General features: G+C 70.7%; 11 protein-coding genes. 4 read left to right on the top strand and 7 right to left on the bottom strand.

The genetic code is table 11. From position 1 onward, the window contains the following. Positions 1 to 15 precede the first annotated feature (15 nt). Both KI385_RS16465 and pepN read right to left on the bottom strand, forming a co-directional pair. Entirely contained in the window at positions 16 to 1038 is a 1023-nt protein-coding gene (locus KI385_RS16465; protein ID WP_238572956.1) for a hypothetical protein, read from the bottom strand. A 124-nt stretch (positions 1039 to 1162) separates the two neighbouring features. Then, the gene (gene pepN / locus KI385_RS16460; protein WP_238572955.1) at positions 1163 to 3766 is read right to left on the bottom strand and encodes an aminopeptidase N; all 2604 of its coding nucleotides are present in this window, start codon (positions 3764 to 3766) and stop codon (positions 1163 to 1165) included. 131 nt (positions 3767 to 3897) lie between these two features. On the opposite strand from pepN, the gene KI385_RS16455 reads away from it, so the two are divergent. Next, on the top strand, positions 3898 to 4533 hold the full coding sequence (locus KI385_RS16455) for a mycothiol-dependent nitroreductase Rv2466c family protein (RefSeq protein WP_238572954.1): 636 nt from the start codon (positions 3898 to 3900) through the stop codon (positions 4531 to 4533). Positions 4534 to 4737: 204 nt separating this feature from the next. On the opposite strand, the gene KI385_RS16450 is transcribed toward KI385_RS16455, so the two are convergent. The 3 genes from KI385_RS16450 to KI385_RS16440 all read right to left on the bottom strand — a co-directional run bounded on the left by KI385_RS16450 (position 4738) and on the right by KI385_RS16440 (position 8702). Further along, complete coding sequence (locus tag KI385_RS16450; protein WP_238572953.1) at positions 4738 to 5379, bottom strand: superoxide dismutase; 642 nt, start codon at positions 5377 to 5379, stop codon at positions 4738 to 4740. Positions 5380 to 5551: 172 nt separating this feature from the next. Further along, positions 5552 to 6994, bottom strand: a complete 1443-nt coding sequence (locus tag KI385_RS16445) for an amino acid permease (protein ID WP_238572952.1) — start codon at positions 6992 to 6994, stop codon at positions 5552 to 5554. A gap of 295 nt (positions 6995 to 7289) precedes the next feature. Continuing rightward, complete coding sequence (locus KI385_RS16440) at positions 7290 to 8702, bottom strand: amino acid permease (protein WP_238572951.1); 1413 nt, start codon at positions 8700 to 8702, stop codon at positions 7290 to 7292. A gap of 331 nt (positions 8703 to 9033) precedes the next feature. Between KI385_RS16440 and KI385_RS16435 the strand changes: the two genes are divergently transcribed. After that, on the top strand, positions 9034 to 9657 hold the full coding sequence (locus tag KI385_RS16435; RefSeq protein ID WP_238572950.1) for a biotin transporter BioY: 624 nt from the start codon (positions 9034 to 9036) through the stop codon (positions 9655 to 9657). Between the two features lie 78 nt (positions 9658 to 9735). Here KI385_RS16435 and KI385_RS16430 read toward each other — a convergent pair whose 3' ends face one another. Next, positions 9736 to 11211, bottom strand: coding sequence for an amino acid permease (locus tag KI385_RS16430; protein WP_238572949.1), 1476 nt, complete (start codon positions 11209 to 11211; stop codon positions 9736 to 9738). Positions 11212 to 11423: 212 nt separating this feature from the next. On the opposite strand from KI385_RS16430, the gene KI385_RS16425 reads away from it, so the two are divergent. Together KI385_RS16425 and KI385_RS16420 are read left to right on the top strand one after the other, a co-directional pair. Continuing rightward, entirely contained in the window at positions 11424 to 11909 is a 486-nt protein-coding gene (locus KI385_RS16425) for a ribose-5-phosphate isomerase (protein ID WP_238572948.1), read from the top strand. A gap of 70 nt (positions 11910 to 11979) precedes the next feature. Continuing rightward, the gene (locus KI385_RS16420) at positions 11980 to 12795 is read left to right on the top strand and encodes an Fpg/Nei family DNA glycosylase (protein ID WP_238572947.1); all 816 of its coding nucleotides are present in this window, start codon (positions 11980 to 11982) and stop codon (positions 12793 to 12795) included. A 167-nt stretch (positions 12796 to 12962) separates the two neighbouring features. Here the strand turns inward: KI385_RS16420 and KI385_RS16415 are convergent, their stop codons facing one another. After that, on the bottom strand, positions 12963 to 14192 hold the full coding sequence (locus tag KI385_RS16415) for a GNAT family N-acetyltransferase (protein WP_238572946.1): 1230 nt from the start codon (positions 14190 to 14192) through the stop codon (positions 12963 to 12965). Positions 14193 to 14275 lie beyond the last annotated feature (83 nt).

Genomic DNA, 14275 nt, shown 5'->3' with positions numbered 1-14275 from the left:
CGGGGGCTGGGGCCGCTAACGGGGCAGTACCACCACGTAGGTGCTCGGCCCCCGGTCCGGCGCCGCCATCAGGGCCGTACGGACCACCGCGGCCTGCTGCTCCGGCGCCTCACGCAGGGTGCGCGGGAGACAGCGGACGACGGTGATGCCGAGCCGCTCCAGATGCTCGCGCTTGTGGTCGAACGCCCCGTGCAGCGGGTCCTCCTCGGGGCGCGGCGCCCGGGTGTCGATCTCCACGGCCACCCCGTACTCCGGCCAGAAGGCGTCCACGCCGCCGAGATGCGGCCCGCCCGGCAGCCGCAGATCGACGTTCCACAGCGGTTCGGGCAGGCCGTGCTCGCACACCATCGCGTACAGCCGCTGCTCGGCCAGCGCCCGGCCCTCGGCCAGCAGGGTCTCGACCGCGTCCACCACGTGCGGCCGGGTCAGCAGCCGGGCCCGGCTCAGCTCCCGGACCACCGCGGGCGCCTCGCAGTGCCCGCCGCGTACCGCCTCGGTCAGCAGCCGGCGCACCGTGGAGGCGTCGGTCAGGGCGCCGACCGCGTCGGCCAGCGCGCGTGGCACCGGCGCGGTCGGCACCCCGGTGATCTCCTGTGACGCGGGCAGCTCGGCCGCCCGGACGATCCGCGCGAAACCGGTCGAGCGCAGCCGCCGGGTGCGGGCGACCAGCACCTCGATGCGGTCCAGGGAGAGCAGCGGGGGCGCCTCGTGGAAGCCGTGCAGCGCGAGCGCCGCCAGGCCGGTGATCATCGCCTCGGGGGTGCCGTTCGACGGACTGCCCTGGCGGGGCACGGTAGGCCCCCGATGACTGGCGTACAGCAGCACCGCATGCAGCCGTTCCTCGCTGGTGGGCGGCCCCGGGTGCAGCAGATAGATGCCCGGGAGCACCTGCTGCCAGCTGCCGCCGGGGCGGCAGCGTTCGGTGGTCTCGGCCGCCGGGACGCCGTGCTCACGCAGCTGACGGGTGGTCAGCACCCGGCGGTGGCTGTCGGAGAGGTGCTGGAGGGGGAGGGGGGAGAGCGGGGTGTCGTGGTTCATGTCTGCCCGATTCCCGCGCCCGCTCCACCCCCTAACCGTTGTTACACGCCCGTACCACAAACCGGACAACCCTGTACTAAAGTACGGGCGTTCGACTGCCGAAAAGGGCTGCTCGCGCGGGAGGTTACGGCCTTCGTCCGGCCGCCTCGTCACAAGCCTGTGCGCGCAGCGCCCGGGCCAGATCGTCCCGCTCCTCCAGCACCATCCGGCGCAGCGCGGGCGCCGCCTGGGCGTGCTCGTCCAGCCAGTTGTCCGCGGCGTCCAGCGTGGACCGCTCCACCAGCCAGCCGGGGAACAGCCCGCGCACCACATCCATCGCGATCTCGATGGAGCGCTCCTGCCACACCCGCTCGATCTCCGCGAAGTAGCGCGGTGCGTACGGAGCCAGCAGCTCCCGCTGCCCGAGCTGCGCGAACCCGCTGATCGTCGCCTCCACCAGGGCGTTGGAGAGCGCATCGGACTCCACGACATCCGCCCATGCCTGCGCCTTGACCTCGGCGGACGGGCGGGCGGCCAGACAGCGCACCTGGTGGCGCTTGCCGGAAGCGGTGTCGTCACGGGCCAGCTCCGCGGCGATGGTGACCTCGTCCGCGACGCCGTGCGCGGCCAGCGGCTCCAGGAACGCCCAGCGCAGCTCCTGGTCCACCTCCAGCCCGTCGATCTTCGCCGTACCCTCCAGCAGGCCCTTGAGCAGCTGGAGATCGGCGGCGGTGGTGGCGACGGCGGCGAAGTGCCGGGCCCAGGTGAGCTGGTGGCCGCTGCCCGGCTCGGCCGTCCGCAGCTCGCGCAGCGCGCCCTCGGCCAGCTCGCGGGCGGCGGTCTCCCGGCGGTCCGGCGCGGTGTAGTGCTCCAGCGCCGTCTGGGCCTGGCCGTGCAGCGACTGCAGTACGCCGATCTCGGTCTCCCGGCCGGCGAACCGCCGCACCAGATCGAGGTAGTCGCGGGCCGGCATCAGCCCGTCGCGGGTCAGCCCCCACAGCGCCGCCCAGCACAGCGCCCGCGCCATCGGGTCGGCCAGATCGTCGAGACGGGCCCGCAGGGTGGCCAGCGAGCCCTCGTCGAAGCGGACCTTGCAGTACGTCAGGTCGTCGTCGTTGACCAGGATCAGCTCGGGCCGCTCCAGACCGGCCAGCTCCGGCACGGCCGTCCGCGGCCCGGAGACATCCACCTCGGCGCGGGCATAGCGCACCAGCGCGGAGTCCCCGTTCGCGGAAAACGGGGTCTGCCGCCGGTAGAGGCCCACCGCGACCCGGTGCGGCCGCAGCTCCGGATGGGCGGGCGCCGCCTCCTGGAGGATGCTCAGCTCGGTGATCCGGTCCTGGGCGTCATAAGTGACCTGGGGGGTCAGGGAGTTGACACCCGCCGTCTCCAGCCAGGACCGTGACCAGGCCGCCATGTCCCGGCCGGACGTCTCCTCCAGCACCGCCAGCAGATCCGTCAGCCGGGTGTTGCCGTAGGCGTGCCGCTTGAAGTAGCGCCGCGCGCCCTCCAGGAACGCGTCCTGCCCCACATAGGCCACCAGCTGCTTGAGCACCGCGGCGCCCTTGGCGTACGTGATGCCGTCGAAGTTGAGCTTGGCGTCCTCCAGGTCACGGATGTCGGCGGTGACCGGGTGGGTGGAGGGCAGCTGGTCGGCGCGGTAGGCCCAGGACTTACGGCGGTTGGCGAAGGTGATCCAGCCGTCCCGGAAACGCGTCGCCTCCACCTGCGCGAAGGCGCCCATGAAGTCCGCGTAGGACTCCTTGAGCCACAGGTCGTCCCACCACTGCATGGTGACCAGGTCGCCGAACCACATGTGCGCCATCTCGTGCAGGATGACGTTGGCCCGGCGCTCGTAGGACGCCTCGGTCACCTTGCCGCGGAAGATGAACTCCTCGCGGAAGGTGACACAGCCCGGGTTCTCCATCGCGCCGAGGTTGTACTCCGGCACGAACGCGGTGTCGTACTTCCCGAAGGGGTACGGGAAGTCGAAGTGGTCGTGGAAGAAGTCCAGGCCCTGCTTGGTGACGGTGAAGACGTCGTCCGCGTCGAAGTGCTTCGCCAGGCCCTTGCGGCACAGGGCGCCCAGCGGGATCTCCAGCTCGGTGCCGTCCTCGAAGGTCCGGCGGTAGACGTCGGACTCGAAGTGGTACGGGCCGGCGACCACGGCCGTGATGTACGTCGAGATCGGCTTGGTCGTCGCGAAACGGTGCCGGCCGCCCTCGGCCGCGCCCTCCTGCGCGCCGTTGCTGAGCACCCGCCAGCCCTCGGGCGCGGTCACCTCGAAGGTGAACGGGGCCTTCAGATCGGGCTGTTCGAAGTTGGCGAAAACCCTGCGGGAGTCGGCGGGTTCGTACTGGGTGTAGAGGTAGACCTCGCCGTCCTCGGGGTCCACGAAGCGGTGCAGGCCCTCGCCGGTCCGGCTGTAGGCGCACTGCGCATCGACGACGAGGGTGTTCTCGGCGGCCAGCTCGTCCAGGGTGATCCGGCTGCCGTCGAACACCACGGCGGGGTCGAGCTCCCGGCCGTTGAGGGTGACGGAGGTGACCGACGGTGCCAGCAGATCCGCGAAGGTCGAGGCACCGGGCTCGGTGCAGCGGAAGCGGAGGGTCGTACGGGACCGGAACGTGGCGGCGGCCGCCCCCTGCCCGACCGCTGAGCGGACATCGAGCGCCACGTCGTAGCCGTCGACGCTCAGCAGCCGGCCCCGCTCACGTGCCTCGTCCCGGGACAGATTCTCACCTGGCACGACGTGACTCCCTTGTCCTCGTCTCGATTATCGAACACGGGGAATCATGGCACGCCCCCCGACGGTTGAAGCTTCCACGGAACAGCTCTGTGTATCCCCACCCCGCAGCACCGCTTTCACGAGGAGACGACGTGTCCGAGACCGCGAAGACCCCGGCAGACTTCTGGTTCGACCCGCTGTGCCCCTGGGCCTGGATGACCTCCCGCTGGATGCTGGAGGTGGAGAAGGTCCGCCCGGTGGAGGTGCGCTGGCATGTGATGAGCCTGGCGGTACTGAACGAGGACCGGCTCGACGAGCTGCCCGAGGAGTACCGCGAGCTGCTGGCCACGGCCTGGGGCCCGGTGCGGGTGTGCATCGCCGCCGAGGAGCAGCACGGCAGCGAGGTGCTCGGCCCGCTCTACACCGCGCTCGGCACCCGCTTCCACAACCGCGGCCTGGAGCGCAGCCGCGAGACGATCGTGGACGCCCTCAAGGAGGCCGGCCTGCCCGCCGAGCTGGCGGACGCGGCGGACTCCGACGCGTACGACGCACAGCTGCGCGCCTCCCACAAGGAGGGCATCGAGCTGGTCGGGCAGGAGGTCGGCACCCCGGTCATCGCCGTCCCCGGCTCCGACGGCGACCAGATCGCCTTCTTCGGCCCGGTCGTCACCCCGGCCCCCAAGGGCGAAGAGGCCGCCAAGCTCTGGGACGGCACCCTGATGGTCGCCTCGATCCCGGGCTTCTACGAGATCAAGCGGACGCGGACGCAGGGCCCGATTTTCGAGTGATACCCCGTCTGTGGGCAGTCGTTCCGCTGGGCGGAACGGGTGGGCACAGACCGGCCACCGGCCCGTAGCCGCACACGGGCGAGGCCCCACGAGTCACTCCCCCAGCTACCGCTGGGAGGTGCCCCCACTCGTGGGGCCTCGCCGTTCTTCCGCCCGCCAGGCGAAAGGTGAGAAGACGATCACGAGGCGGGACGTTTCACAGTGTTACGGCGCCAGCAGCAAGTTGTTCGCGCGCTCCTGAGCGGAGCGGTACCGCTTGGCGACGTCCTGCCAGTTCACGACCTGCCACATGGCCTCGATGAAGTCCACCTTCTGGTTCTTGTACTGCAGGTAGAAGGCGTGCTCCCAGGCGTCGAAGACCAGGATCGGCACCGAGCCCTGGCCGACATTGCCCTGGTGGTCGTAGATCTGCTCGACGATCAGCCGGCCGGTGACCGGCTCGTAGGCCAGCACGCCCCAGCCGGAGCCCTGGGTGGTGGCCGAGGCCTTGGTCAGCTGGGCCTTGAACTTCCCGAACGAGCCGAAGCTCTCGGCGATGGCGTCGGCCAGCTCGCCCACGCCGTCCTTCTCCAGCGGCTCGCCGCCGCCGTCGCCGGTCATGTTGTGCCAGTAGATGCTGTGCAGGATGTGGCCGGAGAGGTGGAACGCGAGGTTCTTCTCCAGGCCGTTGATGTTGCCCCACTGGTCCTTGTCGCGCGCCTCGGCGAGCTGCTCCAGGGTGTCGTTCGCGCCCTTCACGTACGCCGCGTGGTGCTTGTCGTGGTGCAGCTCGATGATCTCGGGGCTGATGACCGGGGCCAGCGCCGAGTAGTCGTACGGAAGTTCAGGAAGTGTGTAGGTGGCCATGCCGAGCCTCTCCAACTGCTTACGACTTCTTATTGCAACCTATGTGCAGAAGCACGCTACCAGCAGCAGTGATCATCGACCCGTTACGGGCACCGGTCCGGTCCCAAAGAAGGAGGCGGGGCGGGACCTCGGAATGAGGTCCCGCCCCGCCTGTGGGCAGTGCGCGTAGGCGCTACTTCGCGGTCTGCTCCGCGCCCTTGTCCAGCGCCCGCTGCCGTATGAGCCCGATCACGATCAGCACCACGCCGAACCCGCCGGTGAACAGCAGCTGGATGCGCTGGTTCTCGTCGCGCAGCATCAGCAGCAGCACGGCGACGATGCCCGCCAGCGCCACCCACGTCAGGAACGGGAACGCCCACATCTTCACCACGAGCTTCTCGGGCGCCTCCCGCTCCAGCTGCCGCCGCATCCGCAGCTGGGCGGCGGCGATGAAGCCCCACACCACCAGGACGGCCGCGCCGACCATGTTCAGCAGCCACTGGAAGACCGTGGTGGGCCACCAGAAGCTGAACAGGACGGCGAGGAAGCCGAAGGCGGAGCACATCAGGACGGTGCGGCGCGGGACGCCGTTGCTGACCTTGCCCAGGAAGGCCGGGCCCTGGCCGCGGGAGATGAGGGAGTAGGCCATCCGCGAGGCGCCGTAGATGTTGGCGTTCACCGCGGAGAGCAGCGCGACCAGGATGACCACGTTCATGATCTGGCCGGCCGCCGGGATCTTGAGGTAGTCCAGCACCGCCACGTAGGGGCCGCTCTTGGCGATCGAGGGGGCGCTCCAGGGGATGACGGTGACGATGACGGCCATCGAGCCGACGTAGAAGAGGGCGATCCGCCACATGGCGGTGCGCACCGCGCCGGCGACACCGCGCACCGGGTCCTTGGACTCGGCCGCCGCGATGGTCACGGTCTCCAGACCGCCGTAGGCGAACACCGACGCCAGCAGACCGATCATCAGGCCGTCGACGCCCTTGGGGAGGAAGCCGCCGTCGCCGGTGAGGTGCGTGGTGCCCGGCGCCTGGGTGCCGGGGAGCACGCCGAAGATCGCCAGCAGGCCCAGGATCAGGAAGATGCTGATCGCCGCGACCTTCAGGGCGGCGAACCAGAACTCGAACTCACCGAAGTTCTTCACCGCGGCCAGGTTCGTACCGGTGAAGATCACCATGAACAGCAGCACCCACATCCAGGGCTCGGTGCCCGGGAACCACTGGTGCATCACATCCGCGGCGCCGAGCGCCTCGGCGGCCACCGCCACACACAGCAGCGCGGTGAACATCCAGCCCACCGTGAAGCCGGCCCAGGAGCCGATCGAGCGCTCGGCGTGCACGGAGAAGGAGCCGGAGGCCGGATTGGCCGCGGACATCTCACCGAGCATCCGCATGATCAGCATGATCAGGGCGCCGGAGACGGCGTAGGCCAGCACGATCGAGGGGCCTGCCGCCGCGATGCCCTCGCGCGAGCCGACGAACAGGCCCGCGCCGATCACGCCGCCCAGGGCGATCATCGAAAGATGGCGCTGCTTGAGCCCGTTGGACAGCGCGGGGCCGTTGTCGGGGCCGCCGCCCTGAACCGCGTCGGTCTGCTCGCGCGCGGGTGCGGCGGACGAGGGTGTCCGATTCATGTCGTACCTGTCCCAGTAGGTGAGAGCGGAGCAAGGCGATACTGCGTTCTCCCGGGGCCGCGACCGGCGCGACGGTGCTGCCAGGTCCCCAGGACCCCCGCCGGGGCGGCAGGTCGCGCAGGGGCTGCCGACGGCGGGGCTCCGGGATCCTCGGCAAAGCTGGCTCAGTCTGGGTGCCGGTGTCCGCTCAGGGCAACAGTCGTGCAGTGAATGTTCGCTATTCAGACGCGTTCGTCACCGTGTGTGCCTGAATCATCGTCGAATGCGACGCGGTGTGATCCCCGCCTCAGGGGCCTCAGCGCCGCGCGCGGCGCTGACGCAGCTCCCGTACTCCCGCCACGAGCAGCACCGCGCAGGTCGCCCCGGCCGACCACAGCAGCTGCGGGCGGGCCGCGGCATCGGTGAGCATCAGCACCAGCACACCGCCCATCGCCAGCAGCGCCGCCCAGGTCAGATACGGGAAGGCCCACATCCGCAGGGTCAGCTTCCCGGGCGCCTCGCGTTCGATACGCGGACGCAGCCGCAGCTGGGAAACGGCGATCAGACCCCAGACGAACAGCAGCACCGCGCCTACCGCATTGAGCATGTAAAGGAAGACCGAATCCGGCCACTTCAGATTCAGCAGCACGGAGACAAACCCGAAGGCCACCGAGGCCAGCACCGCCCGGCGCGGCACCCCGCCGCCCGACACCTTCAGCAGCGCCCGCGGCGCCTCGCCCCGCTCGGCCAGCGAGAACACCATCCGCGACGAGCCGTAGAGGTTGGCGTTCAGCGCCGAGAGCAGCGCCACGAACACCACGATGTTCATGATCTGCCCGGCGCCCGGCACACCGAGGCTGTCCAGCACCGCGACGTACGGGCTCTGGCCCGGCCGCATCGACGACCAGGGCAGCAGGGTGACGATGACCAGCATCGAGCCGACGTAGAAGAAGAGGATCCGCCACACCGCGCTGCGCACCGCCCGGCCCACCGCTCGCGCCGGATCGTCCGACTCGGCCGCGGCGATGGTGACGACCTCCAGGCCGCCGAAGGCGAACACGACCGCGAGGACGCCGGAGATCACCCCCGCCCAGCCGTTGGGCAGAAAGCCGCCCTGCCCGGTGAGGTTCGTCAGCCCCACCGGCTGGGTGTCCGGCAGCACCCCGCAGATCGCCAGCACGCCGAGGCCGAGGAACAGCACGATCGCGGTGACCTTCAGCGCCGCGAACCAGAACTCGAACTCACCGAAGTTCTTCACCGCGGCCAGGTTGGCGACGGTGAAGACGGTCATGAAGATCAGCACCCAGCCCCACTGCGGCACCGCCGGCACCCAGCCGCCGGCGATCTGCGCCGCGCCGGTGGCCTCCACGGCCAGCACCACGACCAGCAGGAACCAGTACAGCCAGCCCACACTGAAACCGGCCCAGCGGCCCAGCGCCCGCTCCGCATGCACCGAGAACGCGCCGGAGGCCGGCATCGCCGCCGACATCTCACCGAGCATCCGCATGACCAGCATCGCCAGCGTGCCCGCGATCAGATACGACAGCACGATCCCCGGCCCGGCCACTGAAATGCCCGCGCCGGACCCCACGAACAGTCCGGCGCCGATCACCCCGCCCAGGCCCAGCATCGTCAGATGGCGCTGCTTGAGCCCCGCGGACAGCGGCTCGCTCGTGCCGGTGCCCGCACCGGCACGGGTCTGCCCGGTGGTGGTCGGTGTGTCGTGCATGGGCTCGTACTCTCGCAAGGGGGCGGGGCGGCAGGGCCGCCGGAGGTTTGGGGGAACTCCACAGGTCACCGCGGGGCGGACCCAGTGTCGCCGCACCCCGCGCGCTACCACAAAACCGGCGCCCCGAAGCGGCCTCGGCCGTGATGAGCATCACGTGACCTGCAAAGACGTCCCGCGCGCCAACGAGGCCGGGCATTCTGGCGGTTGTTCGGAACTCTCCAAGCGGGCCGGTACGGCTTTGTCGCTGCCACACGATGATCGCCGGTGGTCCGCTGGACTAACGTCATCGCGTCCCGACCCGTCCCGATCCCTCTCACACCGCGGAGTCCCGATGAGCACTGGCCGCCTCACCCTCCCCCATGCTTCGCACGGGGTGACCCCCATCGGCGCGGTCCTCGCCGACCTGCTGCCCGCCGCCACCGCCTCCCGCGCCCGGGTGCGCGACGCCGCGCTGGTGTTCGGCGGCGCCGCGCTCACCGGCATCGCGGCCCAGATCGCCGTCCCGGTCCCCGGCTCCCCGGTCCCGGTCACCGGCCAGACCTTCGCCGCCCTCCTGGTCGGCGCCTCGCTCGGCGCGGGCCGCGGTCTGCTCTCCCTCGCGCTGTACGCCCTCGCCGGCATCGCGGGCATGCCGTGGTTCGCGGGCGGTGCCTCCGGCGCCGGCGGCGCCACCTTCGGCTACATCGTCGGCATGCTGCTCGCCGCCACCGTCGTGGGCGCGCTGGCCCGCCGCGGCGGCGACCGCGGAGTGCTGCGCACCGCCGGCACCATGGCCGCCGGCACCGCCCTGATCTACGCCGTCGGCGTCCCCTACCTCGCGCTGAGCACCGGCATGTCCTTCGGCCAGGCCGTCGCCGTCGGTCTCGTCCCGTTCCTGATCGGCGACGCCCTCAAGGCGGCGCTGGCCATGGGCGCGCTGCCGACCGCGTGGAAGCTGGCGGGCCGCCGCGGATAAGCGCCGTCCGCCTGCGAACGGGCCGGGCCCCGCACTCACCCAACGGTGACTGCGGGGCCCGGCCCGTTGTCCGTCCGGCTACTTCCGCTCCGCGGGCCGCGCCTCCACGGCTTCCGTGGACGCCTGGCCCTCCCGCGGCCGCCGCCGGTCCAGGAACAGCCCGACCGCCAGCACCACCACGGCCGCGACCACCGACAGCACCATCTGCTCGCGCCCGTCCGGGTCGTAGAACATATAGCCGATGACGAAGACGATCAGCGCGATCGTCGCGTACGTCAGCCAGGGGTACAGCCACATCCGCACCGTCAGCCGCTCCGGCGTCTCCCGCTCGATGATCCGGCGCATCCGCAGCTGCGAGACACAGATGACCAGCCACACGAACAGCGCCACCGCGCCCGACGAATTCAGCAGGAACTGGAAGACGGTGTCCTTCGAGGTGTAGCTGAAGATCGTCGCGATGAAGCCGAAGGCGACCGAGGCCCAGATCGCGACGGCCGGCACGCCGCCCTTGTTGACGGTGGCGAACGACTTCGGCGCATCGCCGCGCTGACCGAGCGAGAACGCCATCCGGGACGCCGTGTAGAGCCCGGAGTTCAGACAGGACAGCACCGCGGTCAGCACCACGACATCCATCACGGTGCCCGCGTACGGAATGTCCAGCGACTTCAGCACCGCCACATACGGGCTCTTGAGCACCGCCGGGTCGTTCCACGGCAGCAGCGTCACGATCACCGTGATCGAGCCGATGTAGAACAGCGCGATCCGCCAGATGACGCTGTTGACGGCCTTGCGGACGGCCTGCACCGGGTTCGGCGACTCGCTCGCCGCCAGCGTCACGATCTCGCTGCCCATGAAGGAGAAGACCACCAGCAGCATGCCGGAGAGGATCGCGCCGGGACCGTTCGGCAGGAATCCGCCGTGTCCGGTCAGATTCGCCATCCCGACCGGGTCACCGCCCGGCGGCAGCCCGAAGATCGCCAGCGCGCCGACCACGATGAAGACGACGATCGCGACGACCTTGATCCCGGCGAACCAGAACTCGAACTCGCCGAACGAGCCGACCGAGATCAGGTTGGTGCCGGTCAGCACGACCATCACCAGCAGCGCCCAGGCCCACTGCGGGACGGCCGGGACCCATCCCGTGAGGATCGCGGCGGCCGCGGTCGCCTCGACCGCCAGCACCACCGACCAGAAGAACCAGTACAGCCAGCCGATCGTGAACCCGGCCCAGCGGCCCAGCGCCCGGTCCGCGTACGCGGAGAAGGAACCGGAGGTGGGGGAGGCCGCCGCCATCTCGCCCAGCATCCGCATCACCAGCACGACCAGCAGGCCGGTCAGCGCGTAGGAGAGCAGAATGCCCGGCCCGGCGGCCGAGATACCGGCGCCCGATCCGACGAAGAGGCCGGCGCCTATGACACCGCCGATGGCGATCATCGACAGATGGCGGTTCTTGAGTCCTGCCTGCAGTCCGTTCTGCGACTGCCCCCCGGTCGTTCCGCCGCCGGGTTCGCCGGTGGTGGGGACCGCTTTGGTGGTAGGGGGGTGCGCGCCCATGGGCACCGTCCTTAGTGGTTCGCGGATTGGAACCCTCGCATTAGATCTTCGTTAACCCATGGATTGGAAGGCCTGAGGTCGGATCGTTGCCTAAAACACTGGGCGGCTGCGCAATGCACATACGTACGGAAGGCGGGGGGCGGAATTTCGTACGCGGTGCCGCGTGATGACCCGCGGCGCCTACCCGGGACCACGCGTGTCACACTCGTCACATGCGCGTGTATCTCGGCTCCGACCATGCAGGTTTTGACCTCAAGAACCACCTCGTCGAGTGGCTCAAGGCCCATGGCCACGACCCCGTCGACTGCGGCCCGCACCTCTTCGACGCCCAGGACGACTACCCCCCGTTCTGCCTGCGCGCCGCGGAGCGCACCGCCGCCGACCCGGACAGCCTCGGCATCGTGATCGGCGGCTCCGGCAACGGCGAGCAGATCGCCGCCAACAAGGTCAAGGGCGTACGGGCCGCGCTGGCCTGGAGCGAGGAGACCGCCAAGCTCGGCCGCGAGCACAACAACGCCAACGTCATCTCGGTCGGCGGCCGGATGCACACCGAGGAAGAGGCCACGAAGTTCATCGAGGTCTTCCTCAGCACCCCCTATTCGGGTGAGGAGCGGCACACCCGCCGCATCGACATGCTCTCGGCCTACGAGACCACCGGCGAACTGCCCGCCATCCCGGCCCATCACCCGCAGGACTGACCACCGCACACCGCCGTCGCCCGCCCACCCCGGCCGCCGGGGAGGGCGGGCGCGCCCACTGGAGGACACCGTGCCCGAGGGGCATACGATCCACCGCCTCGCCCTGGACCACCGCTCCCGCTTCGAGGGCGAGCGCGTCCGGGCGAGCAGCCCCCAGGGCAAGTTCGCAGGTGGCGCGGCCCTCGTCGACGGCCAGGTCATGACCACCGCCGAGGCTCACGGCAAACACCTCTTCCTCGGCTTCGGCGCGGACCGCTGGATCCATGTCCACCTCGGTCTGTTCGGCAAGCTCGGCTTCGGCGACGCGCCCGCCCCGCCGCCCACCGACACCGTGCGCCTCCGTATCGCCGGCCCGTCCGCGTACGCGGACCTCCGCGGCCCCACCACCTGCGCACTGATCACCGACGCCGAGAAGCAGGCGATACACGACCGGCTCGGCCCCGACCCGCTGCGCCCCGGGGACGACGGCACCCGCGCCTGGCAGCGGATCAACCGCAGCCGTACGACCATCGCGGCGCTGCTGCTCGACCAGAAGATCATCGCCGGCGTCGGCAACGTCTACCGCGCCGAGGTCCTCTTCCGCCACCGCATCGACCCCTACCGCCCCGGCCGCGACCTCACCCGCGCCGAATGGGACGCCATCTGGGCCGACCTGGTGTTCCTGATGGCCGAGGGCGTCCGCCACAACCGCATCGACACCGTCCGCCCCGAACATCTGCCGGAGGCCATGGGCCGCCCGCCACGGGTCGACGACCACGGCGGCGAGGTCTATGTCTACCGCCGCGCCCGTCAGGGCTGCCACATCTGCGGCGCCGACATCCGCACCGCCGACCTCGCCGCACGCAACCTCTTCTGGTGCCCCGGCTGCCAGCCGGCCACCGCCTGACCGAACCGTCCGACCGAACCGCCCGGCCGCCGCATCCCGGGAACCCGTACGCCTACGTCCCGTACGCCTACGTCCCGTGCGCCTACGTTCCGTGCGCCTACGTTCCGTGCGCCTACGTTCCGTGCGCCTACGTCCCGTACGCCTACGCTACGTAGCCTGGCCCGCGTCTAGAACGCGTGCGGCAGCCACGGCGCGACATCCGACCCGAAGGCCACCGAAGCCGCCCCCAGCGCACCGGGCCGCAGCTCGCGCACCCGGCCCGCCGCCGCCAGCGCCGACAGCGTGAAGCCGCCCAGATACGCGGACCCCACCTCCCGTACGGACAGCGCCAGCTCCGCCGGATCCGTGGTCCGCGCGCAGGACGCGCCCGTCGCGTCACCGGTCAGCCGCCACCGCCCCTCGTTCCACGGGCAGAACGGGTCCGCCACCTCCAGCACCACATCCACCGGCGTCCGGTACCTCCGCGCCGACAGCGCCGCGCCCACCTCCACCGGCCGCACGAACAGCGACTCCCGCAGCCCGATGCCCAAGCGCCGCTGATCCGCCACCAGATGGAGCAGCGCATCGTCCACCGGCCGGGTGGCCACCGACACCGACGACGTCAGATCGATCCCGAACAGATAGCGCCACAGCGCCGCGTAGACCACCGGGTCCAGCGCCTCGACATGCCGCACCCGCACTTCCCCCGACGGCCCGGCGACATCCCACTCCGGTTTCACCGCATAGCGCGCATAACCCCGCAACTCACCGTCCACCTCGGCCAGTACACACTGCTGCGCCCCGGCCCCGGCCCGCTCGCCCGGCACATCGAGCACGCCGATCCGCTCCCAGCCGGGCCGCCGCGCCAGCATCCCGGGGCGGGTCGGCACCCGTTGGGCATAGACCCGCTCGCAGTCGGCCAGCGCGGCCACCGGATCCACCAGCCGCAGCCGTACGCCGTCCACCCCGGGCAGCTCGGGGGCGGCCAGCCGTACGGTGTCCACGCTCAGCCGCATGTCCTGGGCCGCCGGACCGTAGCCGAACCGCCCGTAGATCGCCGGCTCCGAAGCCGTCAGCACCGCCAGCGGCTCACCGCGCTCGCGGACGTCCGCCAGCTGGTGCCGCATCATCGCGCGCAGCAGCCCGCGCCTGCGGTGCGTCGGCTGCACACTGACCATCGTGACGCCGGCCACGGGCACCTCCGCCCCACCCGGCACGGTGAGCCCGAACGACGCCGCCGAGGCCGTTGCCACGACCTCGTCGCCGTCCCAGACGCCGAAGGAGCGCTCGATCTCGGTGAGGTCACGCCGCAGGGCGAGCTTCTCAGGAGGCTGAGGCAGCCCCCCGAAGGCCATGTCCAACTTGTCGGACCAGACGTGCCATTCGGCGTCCCGGAGCACCCGTAATTCCGTCGTCATACACCATCCCTAGCAGGACACTCACCGGCCGCGCGACCGCATTTCGAACGGGGTTTCCCGGCAATTGGCCTGGGCGACGTGCG

Source organism: Streptomyces inhibens (genome assembly GCF_022221585.1).
In the GTDB taxonomy this organism is placed as follows: domain Bacteria; phylum Actinomycetota; class Actinomycetes; order Streptomycetales; family Streptomycetaceae; genus Streptomyces; species Streptomyces inhibens.
Note: the sequence above shows the minus strand (reverse complement) of the source record. Positions and strands in the feature narration are given on the sequence as shown.

Coding starts and splice junctions, on each gene's coding strand:
- KI385_RS16435 (WP_238572950.1), top strand. CDS start 9,034: ATGAGCACTGGCCGCCTCACCCTCCCCCATGCTTCGCACGGGGTGACC.
- KI385_RS16450 (WP_238572953.1), bottom strand. CDS start 5,379: ATGGCCACCTACACACTTCCTGAACTTCCGTACGACTACTCGGCGCTG.
- KI385_RS16425 (WP_238572948.1), top strand. CDS start 11,424: ATGCGCGTGTATCTCGGCTCCGACCATGCAGGTTTTGACCTCAAGAAC.
- KI385_RS16415 (WP_238572946.1), bottom strand. CDS start 14,192: ATGACGACGGAATTACGGGTGCTCCGGGACGCCGAATGGCACGTCTGG.
- KI385_RS16430 (WP_238572949.1), bottom strand. CDS start 11,211: ATGGGCGCGCACCCCCCTACCACCAAAGCGGTCCCCACCACCGGCGAA.
- KI385_RS16440 (WP_238572951.1), bottom strand. CDS start 8,702: ATGCACGACACACCGACCACCACCGGGCAGACCCGTGCCGGTGCGGGC.
- KI385_RS16445 (WP_238572952.1), bottom strand. CDS start 6,994: ATGAATCGGACACCCTCGTCCGCCGCACCCGCGCGCGAGCAGACCGAC.
- KI385_RS16465 (WP_238572956.1), bottom strand. CDS start 1,038: ATGAACCACGACACCCCGCTCTCCCCCCTCCCCCTCCAGCACCTCTCC.